Origin of the sequence: Carboxylicivirga agarovorans (assembly GCF_050589845.1) — a bacterium.
Classification (GTDB): Bacteria; Bacteroidota; Bacteroidia; order Bacteroidales; family Marinilabiliaceae; genus Carboxylicivirga; species Carboxylicivirga agarovorans.
On sequence record NZ_JBNGPA010000002.1, the window covers coordinates 382,061 to 406,212 of the forward strand.

Sequence of the window (24,152 nt, forward strand, 5' to 3'; positions counted from 1 at the left end):
TTTTTACTGGCTAATAAGTTTTTACCTGATCGGTGTTTTACTTGTAGTACTCATGAGTAAAACAAGCGTGGCCATTATTAGCCTGCTTAGCTTATTAACAGTTGTTTTTATTGCTATTATCGTTTTGGGAGTTTCTGTGATGAGGCTTAATCTTTTTATCCGGTCTGTGTCAGAGTTAAAAACGCAGAATAGGGAGATAGCCATCACTTTTGATGATGGACCATGCCCTGAAAGAACACCACAGATACTTGATATTCTTGCCAGATACCAGGCTAAAGCTACTTTTTTTAGCATTGGTAATAAGCTTGAAGAAAATGCTGAAATAGCGAAACGTATCATTGCTGAGGGACATAGTATAGCTAACCATAGCTATGAACATGCGCCTGTTTTTCCTGTGTGGTCTGTTAAAAGAATCAGAGAGTCCATATTAAAAACCGATAAGGCATTGATCAATCTGGGTATTGAACCTGGAAACATGTTTCGACCACCATACGGAGTGACCAACAACCTCGTGGCAGCTGCTGTCAGATCCCTAAAAAAGGATTGTATCGGTTGGAGTATTCGTACCAAAGATACTTGCCGTTCTCCTGAACAGGTAATAGCAATGGTAAAGAAGAATGTTAAGCCTGGTTCAATTATTATTTTGCACGATACAAATAAGTATGTTTGTGAAGAGCTGGAAGCAATATTAAAATACTGTCAGGCCAATCAACTAAATTCAATCGCATTAACATGAAAAGACGACATATTTACCGAAGCATAATAAGTGTCTGCGCAGGAACGATGCTGTTGATCACATCAGGCATTTGTGCACAGAACAGAACACCAATAGCTGTAGAAGAGCTAAAAAGCGAGATGTTGATCAAAACAACAGATCTGGTTTCTGTTAGCTGTGATTTTGAGCAGAATAAACACCTTGAATACCTGGATGCGGTTGTAAGTTCTACCGGTAAGCTGGTTTTCGATAAGAATAACCGTTTGAGGTGGGAGTATAAAGAGCCTTTTGAATATCTGATCGTCATTAATAATGGCAAGTTCAGTATTAAAACCGATGGACGTATCAATGAATACGATATTGAATCCAATCAGTTGTTTTCGCAGATCAGTGAGTTAATAATCAGTTCGGTGAATGGAACCATCTTTACAGATCCGGCTTTTGGCGTTAGTGCATTCAAAAATGGCAGTGAATACATCGTATTTATGGAGCCGACTGTTGAAGAAATGAAAGAGGTTCTCCGAAAAATTGAAATGCACATTAATGTGGCTGATTTTTCGGTTAATAAAGTGATCATGTTTGAGCAGGAAGATAATTTCACGGAAATAAAATTTATAAACAAGGTATTTAATGCGGCTTTACCAGGTAATACTTTTTCTTGCGATTAGTGTGTCACTTATATCCTGTTCATCAGGCAGACAGGTGGCAATGGATGACAATGAAAGTCATTTACAGGCTCCTTTACTGGCCGGCGGGCAATCAGCCTTATATAAAGTCAATATAGAGGTGTTTGGTAATTTCTTTTCGGGCTTGCTGCTGGTAAAAGCAGATAAGGAACAAAAAGGACATAACATCGTATTGATGAGTGAAGTGGGCTTGACGCTTTGTGAATATTATAGTTCCACTAATGGAATTGAATTAAAAAAGGCCAGCAGCCTGTTTCAAAACGAGATGGCACAAAAGGTTTTGGCCGAGGATTTTTCCTTATTGGTGAATGATGTTACATCCTTAAAGGCAAAGAAAAACAAGGTGTATAAGAGTGATACAGGATACTTTTACATGCTAAACGAATCAGGAGAGATTACGGGCATTCGGAAAAGAAGATTGATAAACGGCATTCGTGCAGAATTGAAAGATTACCAGGGGATTCCTAAATTAATTGAATACAAGCACAGTGGTATACGCTTTAGCATGAGCCTGAAATTATTAAAATATAGCTAAAATGTTAATTGATAGTTTTTTTACATACTCCATTAAAACAAAGACCGATTCAGGTTTTGTGGCTGAACTGACGCTTAAAACCGATAGTCCGGTGTATAAAGGTCACTTTCCTGAAATGCCGGTTACACCAGGCGTTTGCCAGGTGCAAATGCTTAAAGAAGTATTGAGTGAGCAGTTAAAAGCCGATTATCAATTGATAAAAGCACGTGATATCAAGTTTTTAAACCTGATAGATCCCAATGAAGCAAATGTATTTTTGCTTGATGTCAGCATCAAACCAATGGATGATGAAACTATAAATGTGAGTGCACTGATGCACAATGGCGATACAAAGTGCATGAAAGTCAGAGCTATATATTCACAAGCAAAAACATAGGGAGATGGATAAAACAATAGCCGGGGAATTTGACAGGTTGAAGTGTTGTGTTATCATACCAACCTATAATAACATGCTAACGCTTTTAGATGTTATTAATGATGTAAAGAGCTACACGTCCAATATTATTGTTGTTAACGATGGTAGTACCGATGACACGGAGGGTATACTGGATAAGGCAGAGGGTATTGAGAAAGCAGGCTACCCGGTTAACAGAGGGAAAGGTTTCGCCATACGTACAGGATTTAAGCGCGCTCTTGAGCTCGGCTTTGATTACGCTATTACAATCGATTCAGATGGGCAGCATTATGCCAAGGATTTGCCCGCATTTATCAGGGAGATTGACCAGAATCCTGATACGCTTCTAATAGGAAGCCGCTTTATGGAGGGCAAGGAACAGCCCAAGTCAAGTGGTTTTGCCAATAAGTTTTCGAACTTCTGGTTTGGCGTCGAAACCGGGCTGACTTTGCCGGATACCCAATCAGGATATCGTCTTTACCCCATTAAGGCCTTGGAGAAAAAGAAATGGTTTTGCTCCAAATATGAATTTGAGATCGAAGTAATTGTGCGTGCCGCCTGGAAAGGAATCGAGGTAAAATGCATTCCAATCGATGTGTATTACCCTAGTCCGGAAGAGCGTGTTACCCATTTTCGTCCCTTTAAAGATTTTGTGCGAATCAGCGTGCTAAATACCATATTGGTCACACTGGCCCTGCTAATTCATCGACCAAGGATGATACTGAGAGAGTTTAAAGGTAAAAGTCTGAAAGAGATAATACGCACACAGATCATCAATGGTAATGAAACAAAAGCAAAAATTGCCGCAGCCATTGGCTTTGGAGTGTTTATGGGTATTTTTCCGATTTGGGGCTATCAGCTGTTGGTGGGATTTTTAATTGTTCACTGGCTTAAACTAAACAAAGCGGTGTTTTTTGTGGCTGCTAACATAAGCCTTCCACCGATGATTCCAGTTATCCTTTACCTCAGTTATGTAATGGGAAGTTTTCTGCTGGGGCAGGGCTCATTTAATGTTGATACCGAACTGACCATTACCTCTGTGTCAGCCAATTTAAAACAGTACCTGATCGGAGCCGTTGGCCTGTCAGTGACAATGGGAGCTTTATTCTATTTCCTGAGTTACTTCCTCTTGTCTTTTTCCAAATTAAAATAATCGAATGAATAAGATCTTCATTTATATACACTCAGTTTTAAACCGGTGGGGTAAACGAACATTGATCCCCTTTGTTTTGCTGGTGTTTGCCATGGTATTTTTTCTTCAGCGAATAAGCCTGGAAGAGGACATATCATCGCTTATACCGATGGATGAGCGTATTTCGGAGATGAGCCAAACCTTTGCAAATTCAAAGTTTGCCGATCAGCTTGTTTTCCTGGTATCGCTAAAAGACTCCAGTCTGCAAGATGAAACCAGGTTAATTGAAGCTGTTGATGATCTGAGCTCCTTCTTATCAGAGGATACTGCCAGAGTGAAAACGGTACGTTACAGTGTTGATGAGAAGGCAATAGCTAAAGTATATGATTATTTTTACCGCAACCTGCCATATTATTTGTCCGATGCCGATTATGCATACCTGGATACCATCGTTGACAAGCAGCATTTGCAGTCTTTGATGGAGAAGAATTACAGGAGCATTATTGCACCAACCGGTTTTGGAACTGCCCGTTATATTTTAAAGGATCCATTAAGCATTGTTCCGCGTTTTCTTGAGCGCCTGCAGTCGTTTCAGTTGGATAAAAATTTCACACTGCACCAATCCCGTATTTTCACCAGGGATAAAAAGTATGCGCTGTGTTTTGTCGATCCTGTGTACTCGTCGAAAAATACCAAAGAGAACAGGATCTTAATTGACAGCATCGATCAGTACTTGTCAGAGAATGTACCTGATGATGTTTTTATAGAGTATTATGGAGGAACAGCAGTCGCGGTTGCTAATGCCGATAGAGTCAAAAGCGATGTTTTTGTAACCGTGTCAATAGCCCTGGCACTCTTGTTATTGCTTTTCTTTTTTGTGTTTAGAAATATTCGGGTACTCTTTTTTCTATTTACGCCTGTGGTGCTTGGAGTAGGCGTTGCTCTCAGTATCTTATCTGTTTTATATGCCAACCTCTCTGCCATCTCACTGGGCGTAGGGGCCATATTGATCGGTATCTCCATCGATTTCTCATTGCATTATTTTTCTCATGTACGCTATGGGCATACAGGGCGCAACATCTTGAAAGATATTTCTGATCCTGTAATAATGAGCAGTTTAACTACAGCAAGCGCTTTCTTTTGTTTGAATGTGGTTAATTCAAAGGCATTAAATCAATTGGGCTTGTTTGCCGGGTTAAGTGTTATTGCTGCTTCGGTTTTGGTGTTGATCTGTCTACCCCTTCTTTTTAAGAGAAATGTTAAGTATAGGGAAGCGAATAACACTGGTTTTTATGATAAAATAGCGGCCATTGAATTGCACACTAAAAAGTACTGGATACTAGGGGTGCTTGCTTTCTCTGTTCTGTTCATTTTTACAGGCCAATCCATTCGCTTTGATGCAGATATAGCTAAGCTTAATTATTTACCTGCATCGCTTGCTGAAGCAGAACAAAACCTGAAGAGTATTAGCTCTGAAGCTTCAAGTGCCATATTTGTAGTCGCCTCGGGTGATTCACACGATGATGTGTTAAAAAAGCTGGAAAAGCACCAGGCTGATTTTGACCAGCTTCAGAATAATGGTGTGGTCAAATCATTGAGTTCACCAGCCACTTTATTGCTTTCGACCGATAAACAAAAGGAACAACTCAACAAATGGAAACAATTCCTGAAAGAAAAGGGCATTGATACCATTGAAAGCAATATGTCAGAAGCAGGTGTTGCCAGTCACTTTAAGCCCAACGCCTTTAAGTCTTTTTTTAAGCTCCTGAAGAACGATTTTCAGACTATCTCGGATCATGATGCCACGATGCTTAAGAATTTGTTTTTACAAAACCTGATCAGTGAACAGTCGGGGAAGGTATCTATGGTAAGTATATGCAAGGTGGACCAGACCGATAAAACACAGTTTTTTAATGCTATCGGCGAAAAGGAAGATCTGTTAATTCTTGATAAACAGTTTTTTACCAACCGCTTCTTCGAAGTTTTAAAAGATGACTTTTCTAAACTGATCAACTATTCCATGATAGTTGTGTTTCTTATTGTCTTGCTATTCTGGGGACGTATTGAACTGGCCCTGGTAACTTTTGTGCCTATCGTACTTAGTTGGCAATGGACCATTGGTTTAATGGGCATTTTTGATATCCATTTCAATATCTTCAACATCATCATCTGTACATTTATTTTCGGGCTTGGCATTGACTATTCCATCTTCTTGATGCAGGGGATGATAAACAATTACAAGTATGGTTCCCGAAGTTTATTACCCTATAAAGTATCTGTATTACTGAGTGTATCAACGACCTTAATTGGTGTTGGGGTTCTGATTTTTGCCCAACATCCGGCCCTCAGGTCTATTGCAGTTGTAACTGTATTAGGAATTATGTCGGTTGTTATCATCACTTTTACCATGCTGCCATTTTTATTTAAGCTACTGGTAGTTAATAAAGGTAAGCGTCGCAGCTATCCTATCAATGCATTGGATGTGGTCGTTTCAGTTACCTCCTTTTTAATCTTTCTGGCAGGGGTTATTTTTCTCAGTTTGCTGGTGCTTGTGTTTCGCTTAACACCCTTTTTCACCAAGGCTAAAAAGAGTGTTATTCACTACCTTGTTTATCTGACCTGTAAACTGGTTGTTGGAATTAATTTCCTGTTCAAAAAAGACTACATCGATAAACATAAATTCGACTTAAGTAAGCCGGCTGTGATTGTATGTAATCACCAGTCGCACCTTGATATAGCCCTAATCTTACTGTTGAGCCCTAAAATCATTGTTTTAACCAATGAGTGGGTTTGGAAAAATCCCTTTTACGGATTTATTATTCGTTATATCGACTTTTTCCCGATCTATACGGGCATTGATAAAGGCTATGAAAAGATCAAAGATAAAGTTGACCAGGGGTATTCAGTGCTGATATTCCCGGAAGGCACCCGAACTAAAGACGGCAGGATCAACCGTTTTCACCAGGGAGCCTTTAGCCTGGCTGATTACCTGAAGCTGGATATTTTACCGGTACTCTTGCATGGTGCTTTTGAGTGCATGCCGAAAACTGAGTTCTTTTTGCGAGCAGGCCATATTACTCTGAAATTTTTCGACAGGGTTAAAGTTAAAGAAGTAAACCTTGACCAAGGTATCACTTATCGCCCCCAGGCTAAACAGATGACAGCCTTTTACCGCGACGAATATGATCAGCTAAGGCAGCAAAAGCAGGATGTTGATTATTTCTCTCGTAAATTGATCAACCAGTACATTTTTAAGGGGCCTGTTCTGGAGTGGTATACACGTGTTAAGATCAGGCTGGAGAAAAATTACCGTTTTTATGATGAGATAGTACCGAAGCAAGGAAAGATAATAGATGTTGGCTGTGGTTATGGATTTTTAGCCAATATGCTCAGTTATACCTCAACAAAGCGACAAGTTGTAGGTTGGGATTATGACGGAGATAAAATTGCTGTCGGACGTGAAATAGCGCAGGACAATGAGCAACTTGATTTCTTTGAAAAAGACGTTGTAAAAGAAGACTTTGAAGCAGCCGATACCTTTATTTTTAATGATGTACTGCATTATTTCTCAAGGGAAAAGCAGCTCAAGGTATTGGAAAAGGCAGTGAACAGTTTAACAGTCAACGGTTCCATTATCATCAGGGATGCAGATACGGGCTTGAAAAAACGAACCCGTGTAACACGTTTAACCGAATTCTTCTCCATTCGATTATTAGGATTCAATAAGATGGATTATGAACTTGATTTTGTATCCTCTGAGTTTATAAAGGCTTTTGCACAGGACAATGGACTGACCTTTAGGAAGGTTGATAATGCAAAATATACTTCCAACTTAACTTATATTCTTTCGGTCAATGGTGTATGATGTTGTTATAATCGGAAGTGGCCTGTCGGGTTTGCAGTGCGCCAATTTGCTTAGCAGAGAGGGCAAGAGTGTATGCGTTGTGGAAAAGAATGACCGTATTGGTGGTATGATGCAGTCGTTTGCGCGTGATGGAGTTGTGTTTAATACCGGCTTAAACTATACGGAGAGCCTGGGAGAGGGTGAAGTGCTGGATAAGTACTTTAAGTTGTTTGGTTTAAAAGGTAATATTACCCTGAAACAACTTGACATGAACCAGGCTGAACTGATCAGCATCGGTGATAAGGAATTTGCTTTACCGCAGGGCGTAGAGAACTATAAAGAGGCATTGAAACAAAACTTTCCATCAGAGGCGGATGGCATCGATAAATATATGGACATGCTGCATAAGGTATGTCATTCATTTCCCTTGTATAATCTTCACCCTGATACGCAGGATTTCACTGCTGAAAGTCCATATGTAGCCCAATCGGCTTCGGCATTTATCAACAGTGTGACCTCCAATAAAGACCTGCAGGCTGTTCTTGGAGGCATCAATATTTTGTATGCCGGTCAGCAGGACGTTACAGCTTTGTATACGCATGCGCTTATTAACTATTCTTTTATAAAAAGCTCGTGGCGCATTAAAGAAGGTGGCAGTGGTATTGCCAATGTACTTGCCAATGGAATAAAGGCCAATGGTGGAGTTATCAGGCGAAATGCTGAAGTTGTGAACATATCAGTTGATAAGGGGCAAATATCGGAGATTCATCTCAAAGACGGGGAGCACATAAGGGGGCTGAATTATATTTCGAGCATGCATCCAAAATCCTTATTATCATTAATGCCCCAGGATGCATTGAAGAAAGCCTATAAAAAGCGCATCCTCACCCAGGAAGATTCAATCGGTATGTTTTCGGTGTATATCACTTTAAAAAAGAACAGGGTAAAATATCAGAACTACAACCACCATTATTTTAGCAGTAATGATGTGTGGACGACAAACCATGGACAATGGCCGCAAAACTGTTTAATGTATACTGTGTATAACCACAGAACAACGGAATATGCCAACGGTATTTGCATCATTGCTTATATGAAATTTTCAGAAGTGAGTCAATGGGCCGATACCACCATCGAAAATCGTGGTGATGATTACCTGGCCTTTAAGCAGGAAAAGGCAGAGCAGCTGATCAACCTGGCTGAGCGAAAAATACCAGGATTAAGATCTGATATCCAATCGTACTATACATCAACACCCTTGACCTATCGTGATTATACCGGTTCTTTCAACGGCTCGGCCTATGGTGTGGTGAAAGATTATAAAAATCCATTGTATTCGATCATAACGCCACAAACGCGTATCAAAAATTTGTTATTTACCGGTCAGAATTTAAACATGCACGGTATTTTGGGAGTTTCTATCTCCTCCTTTCTAACCTGTGCACATTTGCTGGGAGATAAGTATTTGTATAAAGAATTATTAAAGAAGTAGTTTGTATGTCATCTGAAAATATATATGATATAGTAATTATTGGCAGTGGTCTTGGTGGTTTAGCCTGTGGAAGTATTCTTAGTCAAAAGGGATATAAGGTGTGTGTGTTGGAGCAGCACTTCCAGATTGGTGGCTGCTTGCAGGATTTCAAACGAAAAGGCAAGCTGTTTGATACCGGCATGCACTACATTGGCAGTTATGAAGATGGACAGATCTTAAACACCCTGTTCCGTTATTTTGGAATATATGACAAGGTGGAAGTGTCGAAGCTTGCCAAAGATGGATTTGATGTGTTGCAGGTAAACGGTAAAGAGTTTGCTGTACCACAAGGTGTTGAAGCTTTCAAGAGCAAGCTTATCAAGGAGTTTCCTGAAGAAGAGAAGGCCATTACTACCTATTTCGATAAAATACTGGAGATATATGGGTCGGTTGATATAGTGAACCTAAGAAACATAGTCAACTTTGACTTTGAAGCAAAGAAAGGTGAAAGTGAGAATGTATACGAATTTGTAGCTTCACTGACCGATAACATTGACCTGAGGAACATACTGTGTTACTCAAATTCATTGTATGCCGGGGAAAAGGAGTCGGCTTCCTTATTTATTCATGCCATTATCAATGTTTTCTACCTGCAGAGTGCCTGGAGCCTGGTTAAAGGTGGAGGTCAGATAGCCGGTGCATTTCAGCAGGTAATTGAAGCCAATGGCGGTCATGTAATGACAAAAGCCAAGGTAAGCAAGCTGGTTTGTAAAGATGATATGGTGGATGAAATTCACATTGAAGGACGTGACTTCATCAGAGGCAAGCAGGTAATATCAAATATTGAGCCTTTAACAACCATGCAAATGGTTGAAGGAGCTAACATACGCAGGGCCTATATGAGTAGGTTGAAGAGTCAGGAGCAAACCATTTCGTGCTTTAGCTTTTATGGTGTACTGAAAGAAAAAACGGTAAAGTATGCCAATGCCAACTATTACTATTATAAAAATAAAGAGGTTTGGGGACTGGACGACTACGATGAAGAGAATTGGCCACAAGGTTATATGCTTTATATGAAGGAGAGTCCCGAACACAAAGGGTATGCCGAAAGCATTGCCGTGTTATCGCCAATGGATTATAATGAAATGGAGCCCTGGTTCGATACTTATATTGAAAAGAGGGGAGATGCTTATAAACAGATGAAAGAGGCGAAAAGTGAGAAACTCCTTACACTGTTGGAAGATAAGTTTCCTCATATTCGTAAGTGTATTGACGCGTCTTACGCCTCAACACCTCTGACTTTCAGAGATTATACCGGGGTAAGGGGAGGGGCGATGTATGGCGTTAAAACCGATTCGCGGAATCCAATAGCATCACAGGTATTACCACGTACGCGGGTTAAGAACCTGTTTCTAACCGGACAGAATATTAATATCCATGGTATTCTTGGCGTATCGGTGGGGGCTGTTATTACCTGTGGAGAAATTGTAGGAATCAACAAGATTATTGACGAATTACGGACGTTTAAACAAGAAACGAAGTAGTTATGAAATGGATCAAATACATACTGATGGTTATCGTGATCATTGCTGTCACACTGTTTGTTGCAGTAAGATCAATGATATTGGAACCGCCGCTTATTGAGAACAAAGATGTATTACAGTCATCTGTTATTCATGTTAATGATAGCCTTAGCTTGTGCAATGATAACTGGTTAAAAATGAATGAGGGGGGGATCAGTGAAATGTACATCAGTGGATCACCCTTTGAGATGGGGGTGCAAAATGGTATGTTGACACAGGAATTGGCGAGCCGTCAGGAAGCGTATTTTTTCGATTTTATCAGTTCGCTTATACCATCCAAAGCCACACTTCAGTACCTGAAATACTTTATTTCCTATTTTAATAAAGATCTGGATGAATACATTCCTCTGAATTTGCGCAAGGAAATATATGGGATTTCTCTTTTTGCTTCTGATGATTATGACTTTGTGGGGGAAAAATACCACCGCATTTTAAATTATCATGCGGCTCATGATATCGGGCATACCATACAAAACATGAACCTTGTAAACTGCACGGCTTTCAGTGTGCAAAATGAGTTGACAAACGATAGTTCTCTTATCATTGGTCGAAATCTTGATTTTTCAGCTGGTGATGATTTTGCCCGTAATAAACTGGTGGTGTTTTGCGAACCGGATAGTGGTTACAATTTCGCTTATGTATCGTGGGGAGGTATGATTGGCGTGCTTTCGGGCATGAACGAGCATGGTTTGACCATTACCCTGAATTCAGCCAAGTCAGGTATTCCTTTATCAGCGAAAACACCTGTTTCACTTATCTCACGTGAGGTGCTCCAATATGCTAAAACTATTGATGAGGCATATAATATCATACAATCATACGATTCATTTGTGTCTGAATCATTTTTTATTGGCTCAGCCGTTGATAAAAAAGCCGTTGTTATTGAAAAAAGCCTGGATGCAGTAGCTATTTATGATTCCAAAGAGTCGAAACTGGTGCTGACCAATCATTTTCAAAGTGATGAGCTTAAAGACACAGAGCTTAATCTTGAATCAATAGAAGAAGGCTGTACAATGTATCGTATGCAACGAACGCATGAGTTGATCGATGGCTATGAGCACTTGGATGTCAATAAGGTGGTCGGTATTTTAAGAGATAAAAATGGCATGAGCGACCGTTCCATCGGAATAGGCAATGAAGCGGCTGTCAACCAGCTGATCTGTCATCATTCGATCGTATTTAAGCCTGAGGAAAAGTTAATGTGGGTATCATCATTTCCATACCAGGAAAACAACTATGTTGCCTATGACCTGGATAAGGTATTTTCAAATGACTTTAATGTTGAAAAAGATGCAGTCAGTATTGATTCATTGAAGATCGAAGCCTCAGCATTTTATCAGGGAAATGGGGTAGAGACTATTTGGCGATACCGTGCATTGCTCAATACCATTAAAGCAAATTTAGACAGCGAATCAATGCCGGTGCTCGACACTGGTGCTATTGAAGCCATTGTTGAGCAGAACAAAGACTTTTATTACACCTTTTATATATTGGGTCAGTATTTTGAAAAGATCGGCGCAGCTGATACAGCCTTAGCGTATTACGAACAATCACTGAACTGTAAAATTCCGCGCATGGTTGACAGGGAACAAGTGCTAAAACGAATTGAAGGAATAAAGAATGAGCATGACAATAAGTAAGTTAAAGGTACCCTTTATTTCCTTTTCCAGTTTTACATTTATAGGCCTGATCGCATGGTGGTTTCGCGACATTCGCTATTTCGCGTTGTTTTCAGGTATTGGAATGACGGAGTTCTGCGTACGAACATTCCTGGTGAAGTTTCCGCAATACCGTCAACAGGTAAGGCTAATCGTACAAGCTGTGGTTGGTGGTTTTCTGCTGTTTTTCCTGAGCTTAACGATAGGCGTTAATTTTCAGTTTCCCCAAATAATTTTTGACGCGAGCGAAGGTATTGTAACAGGTGCACTTATTCAAACATTGGTAGCACGCCTGTTGGTGCCCTTTTTCCTTGGTAATGCTTTTTGTTCAAGAGCCTGCTGGACCGGTTTGTTTTTTGAGCTGACCAATACAAAAACGAGTAAAAAGGTATATGAGCGAAACAATTACCTGGCCTGGGGATATTTAGTGTTGTTAGTTGTTACCGCTGTTATTCTTGTTAATAAAATGGTGAATCCGGCAACTGATGTGGCCGTGCGGAAGGCTTTTATAATAGGGGAGAATCTATATATCATAAGCGTTGGTTTTGTACTTACTTTCTTTTTGGGAAGCAGGGCCTATTGTCGCTTGTTATGTCCATTTCTGACCATATCAGGAATGTTGTCTCCCTGGTCATATTTTAAGGTGCGTCCATCTCAAAAGGATGAATGCAGCAGTTGCATGCAATGTAATAAGGTTTGCCCTATGTATGTTGATGTACATGGCTATGTGAAAGAAAATAAGGGCATTGATCACCGACAGTGTATTTTATGTGAGCGTTGTGTCAGTGCCTGTCGCAATAAGGTAATCAAGGTAGATAGTAATCGAAAAAAGAAAGTTGATTAAGTAATGACTAGTATATTCAGACTTTTCAGCACATGTGTTTTGTACGGTATTTTCTGTGCTGCAACGGTTTTGGGTCAGGCATTTGAAAATGAAAGTGGTTTCCTGCCAACACCCAGTGGTTCACATACCATTGGCACAAGCAGCTTCTTTATGAAGGACAGCCTGCAAAAAAGAGGTTTTTTTTCAAAGGAAGATTTTAAACGCCTGCACGTTAAAATATGGTATCCTTCCGACTCATTGGTGATAAGTGACAATAGGAACAAGTACCTGAGTGGCTATGACCTGGATGATATTTATAAGTTGTTCAAGAAAAAAGGGATAGAGCAGGAAGACATCATTCAAATTGCCGATCACCCTACCTTCTCAAAAGACAATTTGCCGGTTTCCGACTCAAAAGACAAATACCCGCTTATTGTTTTTACACCTGGCTATTACTTTGGATTAAGCGATATATATTCCGTCTTTGCCGAGAACCTGGCAAGTAACGGTTATATCGTTTGCAGCATAATACATGTGCATGAGCAGATCTGCGTGAAAGATGCACAGCAAGGAGATACCGCTCTTAAAAAGGCCAGGTCATCACTACCGTTTTTACAGTGGTGGCTGGCTGATCTAACCTGTTTCAGAGATGCGGACAAGGCTAAGAACCAGGAACGTCTGACCCGTTATTATTTAAGACGCCTGTCTCGTTTCGACAAGAAAATTGCCAGTTGGGAAGCCAGCACCATGTATGTTATTGATTACCTGAAAAGGCAAAAAAGTAACACAGACAATCAATTATATGCTAAAATTGATTTCGGGAATATTGGTACATTCGGACAATCTTTAGGGGGAGCTTTATCCAATCATTTATGTGTGACGCACGATGAGATAAAAGCCGGTGCCAGCATGGACTGTATTCAGTTTGGAGATGTGATCGACTCGAAGTCGACAAAACCTCTTTTACTGATAGAGAGCGATCATCAGCAAAAGTGGAAGATCGGTAACGAATATATTTACAGGGATATAGATCAACTGGAATACCTGAGAATAAAAGGTGCTTTGCACTTTTTGTTTTGCGATTTACCGTTCTATGGGTCTACCATTGGAAGTTCAACCGTAAAAGGATTTATTGGTGATATTGATGGAGAAAGTGCAATAAGTGTTATTAACAATACTGTACTAAATTTCTTTGATCACCATTTACAGGGCAGTAAATCCGCACTGGTCGAGGAGAAAATTGATGATGAAATGTATTTATACCAAATATCTAACAAATGTATATACCTGAAATAGAAACCCAACCTCAAGAGCAAATTAAACTTTTTCAGGAGTCGAAGCTCAAGAATTTATTGAATTATCTGAACGATAAGTCGGCATTTTATAGTGCATTTTTTAAGAAACATAAGGTAGACATCAATTCCATTGCCACTCTGGAGGATTTGAGTAAAATACCAACTACCACCAAGGATGACCTGCAAAAGCATAACTATGATTTTTTGTGTGTGCCGCAATCTGAAATCATCGATTACCTGACCACTTCGGGTACCAGTGGTGAGCCGGTGGTATTTGCCGAAACAGAAAATGACCTGCAGCGCCTGGCTTATAATGAATACATTTCATTTGCCTGTGCAACAGCTAAGGCCGATGATATTTTTCAACTGATGGTGACCCTCGACAGGCGTTTTATGGCCGGGATGGCTTATTATGAAGGCATTCGCAAATTAGGGGCGGCCATAGTGCGTGTGGGACCGGGTAATCCTGGCCTGCAGTTCGATACAATTGAGCGAATAAAACCCACTGCCCTGGTTACTGTACCATCCTTTTTGCTGAAACTGGTGGAGTATGCCGAGAAGAATAACATAGATTATAAAAATTGCTCCATCAAAAAGGCTGTGTGCATTGGTGAGAGTATCCGTAATGAGGACTTTTCATTGAATAAACTGGGACAGCGAATAAAGGATAAATGGGATATCGAGTTGTATTCAACCTACGCCTCAACTGAAATGGGTACTGCTTTCACCGACTGCCAATATGGTATGGGTGGGCATCATCATCCTGAAATGATCATCGTGGAGTTTCTGGATGAAGATGAAAATCCTGTGGAACCAGGTACTCCCGGTGAAGTAACTATTACAACACTTGGGGTGGAAGGGATGCCATTGCTCCGGTTTAAAACAGGCGATATTTGCAACCATCATGTTGAAAAGTGCCGTTGCGGTCGCACAACCACCCGTTTAGGTCCTGTAATAGGACGTAAAAATCAAATGATAAAATACAAGGGAACAACGCTTTATCCACCTGCACTGTATGATGTGCTAAACGATATTAAAGGAGTTGAGAACTATGTTGTTCATGTGGATAAAAATACCATTGGAACAGACGATATTGAAATACGTATTGGTACCTGTTGTGGTAATGAATTGTTAGAGAAAAAAATAAAAGACAGGTTTAGAACAAAATTGCGCGTGGCACCTTCAGTGGTGTTTTATTCGCCGCGGGAAATAGCAAAAATGCAGTTTCCGGAGTTGAGCAGAAAGCCTATTACCTTTGTAGATAACCGATAAAAAAAACATGGTGGATTTAAATGCGATAATGGAAGATATGCGTCCGTACAACGATGCTGAAGTGAAGGAAGCAATGGCCCGCATGCTGGAGAAAGAGGAGTTTAAGGGTGTTTTGAATTATGTGTTTCCTGAGATGAGCATCGATGAAGCAATGCATTTGATGCGAGAGATAGATTCAACAAATAGTTTTCAGGAAAAGTTTAGCAGTAAAGCTGTTGATGAGGTATTAAATAAAACTGCCACTCAGTTTACTTATTCCGGTATTGAAAATATACGACCCGATGAATCCTATTTGTTTATTTCTAACCATCGCGATATAGTGATGGACAGTGCGATACTGCAAAATATTCTTTTTAAGAACGGGCACCGTACATCGCAAATTACCTTCGGCAGTAACCTGATGAGCAGTCAGTTTATCGTAGATATAGGCAAGGTCAATAAAATGTTTACCTTCTTCAGGGGAGGTACACGTAATGAGATCTATCAAAACGCATTGGTCCATTCTGCTTATATCCGAAAGGTCATCGGGGAAATAAAGGAATCAATATGGATAGCCCAGCGCGACGGTCGCACAAAAGATGGAAATGATCAGACTCAGGTATCCTTGTTAAAAATGCTTACCATTAAGCAAAAGGACAATGTGGCTGCCATCAGGCAGTTCAATATTGTGCCCATCACCATCTCCTATGAATATGAGCCATGCGATGTTTTTAAAGTGTGTGAGCGTATAAAGTCGAAGGAAGGCGCCTATAAAAAGTCAAAAGATGAAGATTTTATCAGTGTTTTAACCGGTATTACAGAGTTTAAAGGTCGCGTGCATTTTGCTTTCGGAAAACCTGTTAACCAATTTATTGATGCTAATATTTCTGAACTGAACAACTGCAATATACATGAGAAAGTGTGTGAGGAAATGGACAGGCAAATACACAGCAACTACCAATTGAATAAGATTAATTACTACAGTTACGATGTCTTAATTGGTAAGCATCAGTTTTTGGGAGAGCACTATCAACGAGAAGATCAGGCTGAGATCGAAGCGGTACTGTCCAAAAAAATAGCAGCGACCAGCGATGTTGATAAGGATGAAGTTAGGAAGCTCTTAATAGAGTTATATGCCGCCCCGGTTGAAAATTTCCTTAAACACAAGTAGCATAAGGGCTGGGGAATATGCAAAGAGGCTGTCCTGAAGAATAAAAAATTCTCGCAAAGACCGCAAAGTGTTAAGTAATAAAATCATACACTTTGCGGTCTTTAGGTAATTCTTAGTAGTACGATAGCTATCGCACTTTGCGTGAAACTTAAAATTACTCCTCTTTGTATTTTTTAATGTAAATTATTTACAAGATAAGAGGCGAGCTTCTTATAACTTGATCCTGTTCAGGTTCAAGCCTTCACTTTGAATGCCCCTTGCATATTTAACGGTGGGGTAACCATAAACCATCATGTAGCCAACAACATGCTCCTCAGGAATTCCTAGTGCAGCATATAGCTCCGGAGTAATATCTTCAGCCACAATTTTCAACAGACCATCCCATAAGGTCCCAATTCCCATTGAGTTGGCCAGTAGCTCAAAGTAGCTCAGAGAGATAACACAATCGGGCACCGCGTTGCGGTTTGACTGATGGGCTGAGGCAAAAATAATATGTGGGGCATCTCTGAATATCACATCAATTCCCTTCTCATGCCACATCTTCTGAAAATTGTCAAACATAGCCAATGCAGGACGAATCCTGCCTTCTTCACTGGCTTTTTTCAAGGCGTCGTATACCAGAGTACGCACCTTTGATAGCTCCTCTTTGGTTTCGGTAACCGATAATAATACGCCGTTTTTATTGTGTCCTGTCGGCGCATAGGCAGCTGTTTCTATCAGCTTATTAATGGTTTCGGCAGGTACTTCTTCCTTCTTGAATTTACGCACAGAGCGACGGGTTTTAATCAATTGCTCCATCTCAACGGGTGATGGAACAGTGGTATTGACCGGCATACTGTTATCCGGATTTTTGTCAAAAATTGATAAAGCCCCGGTGGGACATACTGCCAGGCAATGCTGACACTTTATGCAGTTGTTCTCTTTCCCTTCCTTAATCTCAGGAATACCGTTTTTACCATTGATGATCATCATCGGGCATTCCTTCGAACACATACCACATTGCGTACATCTGCTTTCGTCAATCTTAAAGTTTAGCATGTTGTTTATTTTTTCTGGACTGCAAAAGTAAGGATTTCCATGTTGAAATGACATTGGAACAATTATATATAAGCAAAGGCCTTGCCATCGATGAGATAAGCACTATCACATAGTCTGCGTATGTAGTTATGTACCTGCGTCTGTATTTGGGTAATAAGTATAATAGGAGCGGTTCTCAGGTAAACTCCCTCTGAAAGATTTCCAGTACCGACAGGATCTCATTTTTATAGATGGTGTTTTTGCGAAAAGCGAAATATAACTGGTTGGTAATTTTTCTATGACCGTTCCACAATATCTGTAATTGTTTGCTTTGCAGTTGTTCTGTGCACAAAAAATCAGGTACAATTGCCAGTCCGCTACCTCTGCTTAAACTTCTGATGATAGAGTTGAAATTGGGCACGATGTAATTCTGCCTGAAGTCAGGGCTTTGATCGAAGTTAAGCTGCCAGAAACGTTTAAAATGCTCATTGTCGCTGGCCGTACCGTACCATTTATGGGTTTTCAGCCATTGAAGCACTAACTGTGTATCGTTTTGCCTGCGAATGCCATCAAATTCCTTCTTACTAATGTCTTTACTGGCGATCAAAACAATGTTTTCTTTGGCAAAAGGAATGTACTCAACACCTTTGGCTTCTCCCTTATGGGGAGTTATAACCACATCAACCATGCCTTTATTTAGATCAGCGAGCAATTCTTTGTAATCAGAAAAGCGCGTTATGATATTGAAATCAAATAAGTGAATGTGTTTCTCAAGTATATTCTGGTAGGTTTCAAAACACATACCTATCGTCAGGGTTGGCGTGTGTTTTTCCGTACTTCGCTGAAACTCTTTTTCTATTTGCTGGAGTTTGTTAAGAGGTTCGCGAATGGAATTATAAAGTACTTTTCCTCTCTCGGTAGGCACCATCTTTTTTGCCACGCGGTCAAACAGCTTAACACCCACATAGTTTTCCAATGAGCTAAGATGCAGGCTCACTCCGGGTTGTGATATAAAGAGCGCTTCAGCAGCTGCAGTGAGTGTACCTTTTTCATAAATGGCTTTAAAGGTTCTGTACCATTCCAGATTCAGCATATTAGATGTATTATAATTATAATACAAAGCTATTAATTATCTTATTTTAATGATTAAGCTTAAGCCCGTAATTTTGTAGTGAAAATTATTGATCCTTTTTTAACAGGTTTATTATGAAGCTTATTGAGTCAACAAAGGTGCGTAACACAACATTACAGAATCGAATTATCCGTTCTGCTTTATGGATGAATATGGCAGATAAGGACGGTCATATTACTCCCCAATTGTATAAGGTGTATGATGAGCTGTCTAAGGGTGAACTGGGTATGATCATTACCGGATACACGATGGTTGATCCTAATGACCGGCCAAATCCCGGTATGATGGGCTTGTACGATGATATGTTCATTGAAGAGCATCGCCAATTGGTTGAAAATGCCCACGCCAACGGAACCTCGGTAGTCGTTCAGCTGGCCTGTGGCGGGTCGCAAACCAATCATCCTGATTTTCAGGACAGGCAATTGTGGGGTCCCTCATCTGTGCAGAACAGGGTAACGAAGATCACACCCAAAGAAATGAGCAGAGATGATATAAAGTATCTGATAAAGATGTTTACCGATGCCTCGGTAAGAGCACAAAAGGCCGGCTATGATGGCCTTGAATTACATGCGGCCCATGGTTACCTGTTAAGCCAGTTTCTGTCCCCTTTCTGTAACCGTCGAACAGATAATTACGGTGGTTCCATTCATAATAGGGCCAGGATCATATATGAAGTGGTCCGGTCCATTCGTAAAGCTGTGGGAGAGGACTTTACCATTATGGTAAAGATGAACCACGATGATTATATGGACGAGGGAGAAGGCCTTGAGGTTCCTGATGCTATAGAAGTTGCCAGGGGGCTTGAAAAGGCCGGTGTTGATATGATTGAGATAAGTGGAGTTAACGAAACATCAGGTAAAGGGATAGGACCGGCACGCACAAAGATCAATAAGCCCGAACTACAGTCGTATTATTTAGAGCCCACTAAACAAATTGCTGAAGCTGTTACTATTCCGGTTATATTGATGGGAGGAAACCGTCAGTTTGAGCGTTTGCAACAGATACTGGAAACAAGCCGTATTCAGTATTTTTCACTGGCGCGTCCCTTGCTGTGCGAGCCCGATCTGCTTGTTAAATGGAAAACCGATACTTCATATAAACCCCGATGCGTATCATGTAATGGTTGTTATCGTGAAGGTGAGGTGGGATGTGTACTAAATGAAGCCCTTGCGCGGAAAAGTAAAAAAGATATGGCGTAAAAATAATATGTTTCGCTATATCCATTAAGAAAGGCGCAATAAGCGCCAATATCACAAATTTATTTTTCTGATATTGGCATTTATTGCAATCAATATTACTATTCCTAAAGTCTTTTACAAACTAAGTTTTAAAACCTCATATTTACCCCTGTCCTTTTCAGACAGGTGAATCTGAGATGTTGTAAAATATAAATTACCATCCCTGTCCATGGCAAAGGAATCGGCCCAGCGTATGCGTGGCGACTGGAATAGAGTTTCAACCTTACCATCGGCGTTTAAGCGGTTAACCGAGTTGGTTTCCAGCCCTCCCAGGTACAAGTTACCCTTTTTATCAAACAGCATGCCGTCTGTAGCAGGAACTTTTTTAACCCTTTCAACTTTCGCGGCAAGCTCTTCAGGAGAGATCGTTTCATTTAACAGCACTTCCGTTTCAATGCGGTAAAGTGTGTGTCCTGTCAAAGCAATGTAATACAGGTATTCATTATCAGGTGACAGTGCAATGCCGTCGGAATGTACAGTATTCTCCCATCGCTGACCATCACACACCAGGTGATCGGTCTCAGCATTGGTTGAAGGGTGATCATCTAACAAACGTTGTGATTGTCCTGTGTTAAGGTTTAAGACAATAATGGCACCATCGCCTGAATCGGTCATGTATGCAATGTTCTTATCCGTATCAACCCTGACATCATTGAAGTATGAGTTGGTTTTATATACGCCTTCAGGGAAGGTGTATATTTTTACCACATCATTGGTCTCCAGATCAAAATGATAGAGCTGAGGACCGGTTGCATTCACCCCTTTAAATTGTGCATTATTAGTGTCAAGTATCCATAAGCGGTCTATGTTATCAATAAAAACCGATTGAACGGCATTAAAGCTTATTTCACCGGTTCGTTGATTCCATTCCATATTAGGATAGGCTCTTGGAATACCATTTGTTATTTCGGCAACACTTACCGGTACATTACCCGACCAATACGGGTAGTTCACAAACAAGCGTCCGTCTTTGTTTACTGCAACACCGGTCCATTGCTTATCCGATTCGGCCACACCTGATAATACAGGCTCTGCGTTTGAATCTTTCTTTTTCTTCGATTGGCATGAAACAAGAAGTGTACATGCCAGAAAGGCGTATATCAAGTAGTTTGTCATCTGTTTAATTTTATTCATCCCAAAGGTTTTCAATCGTATAAGGACCGTCAGGCACCACCCAGAATTGACCATCGACATAGCGACGGTTTTTATTCACCTGTTTAATGGTTTCCATGTCGGATTCTGATAATTGTACATCGGCTGCTTCAAAATTTTGTTTGAGGCGACCGGGATTAACAGATTTTGGAATGACAGAGATTCCCCGGTGAATATCCCAGGCAATAATGGTTTGCGCAACGGTGGCCTTAATATTTTTAGCCAGCTCGTTAATGGCTTTATCTTCGAGCAATACAGGTTCATCTTTGGCTTTAAGCCCTTCAGGTCTGTCAGAAGATCCCAGAGGAGAATAGGCCATGACATGAATGTTATTGCTACGGCAATAATCAACCAGTTCGTCCTGCTGAAAGTAAGGGTGTAGCTCAACCTGGTTAAGCACAGGTTTTATGCTTGAATTTGCCACTAAGTCCTTTAGCTTTTTAATACTGAAGTTACTTACGCCGATGCATTTTGTTAATCCCAGTTCCACAGCTTGTTCCATACCTTTCCAGGTACCTGCTATCGGTTGCTCTTCCAGGGATAAAAAATGAGGGGCTTTACTGGCTCCGACAAACAACTTCTTTTGTGCCACCGGCCAGTGAATAAGGTAAAGATCTAAAAAGTCCAGTTGCAGATCGGATAGTGTTTTCTCGAGGGCGGGAATAACATTTTTTTCACCATGCATATTGTTCCATAGTTTCGATGTGATCCACAGTTCTTCACGTGTTACAACTCCCTCATCAAAACATTCCTTCAGGGCTTTGCCAACTTCCTTTTCGTTGCCGTAAATGGCGGCACAGTCAATGTGTCGGTAGCCAATTTTAATGGCTTCTTTTACTGCTGTATATACTTCTCCTGGTGCCGATTTCCAGGTTCCAAGTCCAAGAATTGGCATATGGTGGCCGTTAAGCTTAAGTGTTTGCATTACGATTAAATCCTTTTTGTTAATCTGATTATGATTTTATCCCGACGTATGTATTGGAGGTTCATGATGAATAGAATTTCAAATGCATATAACGGGATTAATAGTATTTGAACAATCAAATTACGAAAATAATCATGAAAATGCTCTATAAGTGTTAATGTGACGTTAAACAAAGACAAGAACTTAATTCGATAAAATGCTTATATTGCGCACATATATCATGGAAAATATAGGAAAACAATCGGATGAATTGCTGATTAAGCAAGTGTTGGATGATAGTCAGTATGCTTTTAATCAATTATTTGATAAGTATTATGATTATGCCTTTGATGTGGCCTTGCTTTACTGTAGTTTCCATGATGCAGAAGAGGTAATAAGTGATGTATTCGCACGTTTGTGGAATAATCGCAAGCAGCTGGCCGGTGTATCTAATTTTAAAAGTTACCTGTTTATCTCTCTGAAAAATCAATGTCTCAATTATCTTAGAAAAAAGAAGTTAGATACCATCTCCATCGAAAATACCTTTGATCACTTTGGTGAAAGAGATGTGGATCCGCAGCATCAATTGGAAATGAATGAACTCACATCAGAAGTTGAGGAGGTAATCGAACAGTTGCCACCCAAATGTAAAGAAGCATTTAAACTGGTGAGAGAAGAAGGATTGAAATATAAAGAAGCTGCCAAGCGTTTATCCATCACCGAAAATACCTTGGATGTTCATCTTAAAAAGGCGACAAAACGAATAATGGAAGCCATAAAAAGCTATGGTTTAAAACTATTGATCATTTTTATGAGCTTGTAAGTGTCAGATTTGCAGGTGAAAGAAAAAACTTTTAAAAAAAGTAAGATGAAGAGTAACGGAAAAACAAAGCAGGCGAGTCTTTAGTATTAGAAAGAAGAAAATGGCACAGATAAAAGCAGACATAGAACAATTGATTAGCCGTAAGCTGGCAGGTGAATTATCATCCGCTGATGAGCAGCGTTTACTTAATTGGATTGCTGAAAGCGAAGAAAATGCTATTGCTTATGAAAAGGCGGTCATCATATTGGGACGTCAGCAAAAGCAATTGAGAAAAAGTGCTGTTTGGAATAAAGTACAAAGCAAATCATCAATGAAGCAAACGGGACCTTCGTTCAGGATCAGTAAGGTGATGAAAATTGCCGCCATGTTTGCTTTGATCTTATTAATTCCCCTGGCATTGGGTAAGTTTGGTGAAGATGACCTTGGAAATGGTTTCGTACATACTGTCAAAGGAAATGATGTGGCCACCTCTTTTTATCTGCCTGATGGCAGTAAGGTTATACTTTCGCGTGGAAGTGAAATCAGTTATAATGATGGTTATAACCAGAGTAATCGTGAGCTGCGTTTAAAAGGCAAAGCCTACATTGAGGTTGACGGAAAGGCTGCACACCTGCCGTTAGTTGTTAGTGCAGGTAAAAAATGTGCAATTGCCCGCAATGGCAAACTGGCTATTGATGGCAAAAATGATCGTTTTGATGTGGCTGTTGAAGAAGGAGAGGCGACCATCGTAGATACGGTGTACAAAAAGGTTATAATTCCAATGTTTAAACTGACCCCGGCAAAGAAGATCGGGAGTGAACAGGCTAACGTTATATCAGAAGTGACGAAAGTAACACAGGGTCAAAGGGCAAGTTATTCATCGACAGACGAAATGGCTAAAACGGAGGTAGGCAGCTATTGTGAAGTGTTTAGCTGGAAAGATAAGGTGTTTTGTTTTAGTAACCTGAAGCAGCATGAGTTAGCCCGAAAAGTATCGGAATGGTATGGGAAATCAGTTGAGTTCAAAGGTGACCTTGATCCGTATAAAAACTATTCAGGTAGCTTTGATGATCCGATGGTGAAAGATTTGATAAAAGATATTTTCGGATCTGATGTAAAAGAAATTAAGGAGAGCAAGAGGAAAATAACTGTAGTTTTCTCATAATATAAAGCATAATAATAAAGTGATTTAAGCTGTGCCACACGGCCGGTTGTATAGCTTATATATAAATCATTAAGCCCGATTGATGATAATGGGATAAATGTATCCTGGTTGAAAAGAAAGATTCGTTATTAAATTTTAAAATAGACAGTAGTCTGTATTAATCACCCTTAATCAAGTACAAACT

Annotated in this window: 20 protein-coding genes; 16 read left to right on the forward strand and 4 right to left on the reverse strand. The window is 40.2% G+C overall.

From position 1 onward, the window contains the following. The first annotated feature begins 52 nt into the window (after positions 1 to 52). The 13 genes from ACRD69_RS03705 to ACRD69_RS03765 are packed head-to-tail and all read left to right on the forward strand — an operon-like array spanning position 53 to position 16,558. On the forward strand, positions 53 to 736 hold the full coding sequence (locus tag ACRD69_RS03705; protein ID WP_430813716.1) for a polysaccharide deacetylase family protein: 684 nt from the start codon (positions 53 to 55) through the stop codon (positions 734 to 736). Continuing rightward, entirely contained in the window at positions 733 to 1,383 is a 651-nt protein-coding gene (lolA2, locus tag ACRD69_RS03710; RefSeq protein WP_430813717.1) for a flexirubin biosynthesis/transport protein LolA2, read from the forward strand. The genes ACRD69_RS03705 and lolA2 overlap by 4 nt, the downstream gene beginning before the upstream one ends. A gap of 40 nt (positions 1,384 to 1,423) precedes the next feature. After that, positions 1,424 to 1,936, forward strand: a complete 513-nt coding sequence (locus ACRD69_RS03715; protein ID WP_430813718.1) for a hypothetical protein — start codon at positions 1,424 to 1,426, stop codon at positions 1,934 to 1,936. 1 nt (position 1,937) lies between these two features. Further along, positions 1,938 to 2,312, forward strand: a complete 375-nt coding sequence (locus ACRD69_RS03720; RefSeq protein WP_430813719.1) for an ApeI family dehydratase — start codon at positions 1,938 to 1,940, stop codon at positions 2,310 to 2,312. Between the two features lie 4 nt (positions 2,313 to 2,316). Continuing rightward, a complete protein-coding gene (locus ACRD69_RS03725; RefSeq protein WP_430813720.1) occupies positions 2,317 to 3,483 on the forward strand; it encodes a DUF2062 domain-containing protein in 1,167 nt (388 codons plus the stop codon). A 4-nt stretch (positions 3,484 to 3,487) separates the two neighbouring features. Further along, positions 3,488 to 7,327 (forward strand): 1-acyl-sn-glycerol-3-phosphate acyltransferase, encoded by a 3,840-nt coding sequence (locus ACRD69_RS03730; protein ID WP_430813721.1) that lies wholly within the window; start codon positions 3,488 to 3,490, stop codon positions 7,325 to 7,327. Continuing rightward, positions 7,317 to 8,798 (forward strand): phytoene desaturase family protein, encoded by a 1,482-nt coding sequence (locus ACRD69_RS03735; protein WP_430813722.1) that lies wholly within the window; start codon positions 7,317 to 7,319, stop codon positions 8,796 to 8,798. The genes ACRD69_RS03730 and ACRD69_RS03735 overlap by 11 nt, the downstream gene beginning before the upstream one ends. Before the next feature lie 5 nt (positions 8,799 to 8,803). Continuing rightward, positions 8,804 to 10,321 (forward strand): phytoene desaturase family protein, encoded by a 1,518-nt coding sequence (locus tag ACRD69_RS03740; RefSeq protein ID WP_430813723.1) that lies wholly within the window; start codon positions 8,804 to 8,806, stop codon positions 10,319 to 10,321. 2 nt (positions 10,322 to 10,323) lie between these two features. Beyond that, a complete protein-coding gene (locus tag ACRD69_RS03745) occupies positions 10,324 to 12,000 on the forward strand; it encodes a C45 family autoproteolytic acyltransferase/hydrolase (RefSeq protein ID WP_430813724.1) in 1,677 nt (558 codons plus the stop codon). Beyond that, complete coding sequence (locus tag ACRD69_RS03750; RefSeq protein WP_430813725.1) at positions 11,987 to 12,862, forward strand: 4Fe-4S binding protein; 876 nt, start codon at positions 11,987 to 11,989, stop codon at positions 12,860 to 12,862. The genes ACRD69_RS03745 and ACRD69_RS03750 overlap by 14 nt, the downstream gene beginning before the upstream one ends. 3 nt (positions 12,863 to 12,865) lie before the next feature. Further along, positions 12,866 to 14,137: an alpha/beta hydrolase gene (locus ACRD69_RS03755; protein WP_430813726.1), complete on the forward strand. Its 1,272-nt coding sequence runs from the start codon at positions 12,866 to 12,868 to the stop codon at positions 14,135 to 14,137. Further along, positions 14,119 to 15,408: a flexirubin biosynthesis putative acyl-CoA ligase FlxY gene (gene flxY, locus ACRD69_RS03760; protein WP_430813727.1), complete on the forward strand. Its 1,290-nt coding sequence runs from the start codon at positions 14,119 to 14,121 to the stop codon at positions 15,406 to 15,408. Before ACRD69_RS03755 ends, flxY begins: the two co-directional genes overlap by 19 nt. A gap of 7 nt (positions 15,409 to 15,415) precedes the next feature. Then, entirely contained in the window at positions 15,416 to 16,558 is a 1,143-nt protein-coding gene (locus ACRD69_RS03765; protein WP_430813728.1) for a 1-acyl-sn-glycerol-3-phosphate acyltransferase, read from the forward strand. Positions 16,559 to 16,768: 210 nt separating this feature from the next. Here the strand turns inward: ACRD69_RS03765 and ACRD69_RS03770 are convergent, their stop codons facing one another. Both ACRD69_RS03770 and ACRD69_RS03775 read right to left on the reverse strand, forming a co-directional pair. Beyond that, on the reverse strand, positions 16,769 to 17,596 hold the full coding sequence (locus tag ACRD69_RS03770) for a nitroreductase family protein (protein ID WP_430813729.1): 828 nt from the start codon (positions 17,594 to 17,596) through the stop codon (positions 16,769 to 16,771). 175 nt (positions 17,597 to 17,771) lie between these two features. Continuing rightward, the gene (locus tag ACRD69_RS03775) at positions 17,772 to 18,668 is read right to left on the reverse strand and encodes a LysR family transcriptional regulator (RefSeq protein ID WP_430813730.1); all 897 of its coding nucleotides are present in this window, start codon (positions 18,666 to 18,668) and stop codon (positions 17,772 to 17,774) included. Between the two features lie 113 nt (positions 18,669 to 18,781). On the opposite strand from ACRD69_RS03775, the gene ACRD69_RS03780 reads away from it, so the two are divergent. Further along, positions 18,782 to 19,906, forward strand: coding sequence for an NADH:flavin oxidoreductase (locus tag ACRD69_RS03780; protein WP_430813731.1), 1,125 nt, complete (start codon positions 18,782 to 18,784; stop codon positions 19,904 to 19,906). Between the two features lie 114 nt (positions 19,907 to 20,020). On the opposite strand, the gene ACRD69_RS03785 is transcribed toward ACRD69_RS03780, so the two are convergent. Then, positions 20,021 to 21,079, reverse strand: coding sequence for an SMP-30/gluconolactonase/LRE family protein (locus ACRD69_RS03785; RefSeq protein ID WP_430813732.1), 1,059 nt, complete (start codon positions 21,077 to 21,079; stop codon positions 20,021 to 20,023). After that, positions 21,072 to 22,022 carry an aldo/keto reductase gene (locus ACRD69_RS03790; protein ID WP_430813733.1) on the reverse strand — a complete coding sequence of 317 codons (951 nt, stop codon included), beginning with the start codon at positions 22,020 to 22,022 and terminating at the stop codon, positions 21,072 to 21,074. The genes ACRD69_RS03785 and ACRD69_RS03790 overlap by 8 nt, the downstream gene beginning before the upstream one ends. Positions 22,023 to 22,218: 196 nt before the next feature. On the opposite strand from ACRD69_RS03790, the gene ACRD69_RS03795 reads away from it, so the two are divergent. Continuing rightward, complete coding sequence (locus tag ACRD69_RS03795) at positions 22,219 to 22,824, forward strand: RNA polymerase sigma factor (protein WP_430813734.1); 606 nt, start codon at positions 22,219 to 22,221, stop codon at positions 22,822 to 22,824. 100 nt (positions 22,825 to 22,924) lie between these two features. Then, entirely contained in the window at positions 22,925 to 23,968 is a 1,044-nt protein-coding gene (locus ACRD69_RS03800) for a FecR family protein (RefSeq protein WP_430813735.1), read from the forward strand. Positions 23,969 to 24,152 lie beyond the last annotated feature (184 nt).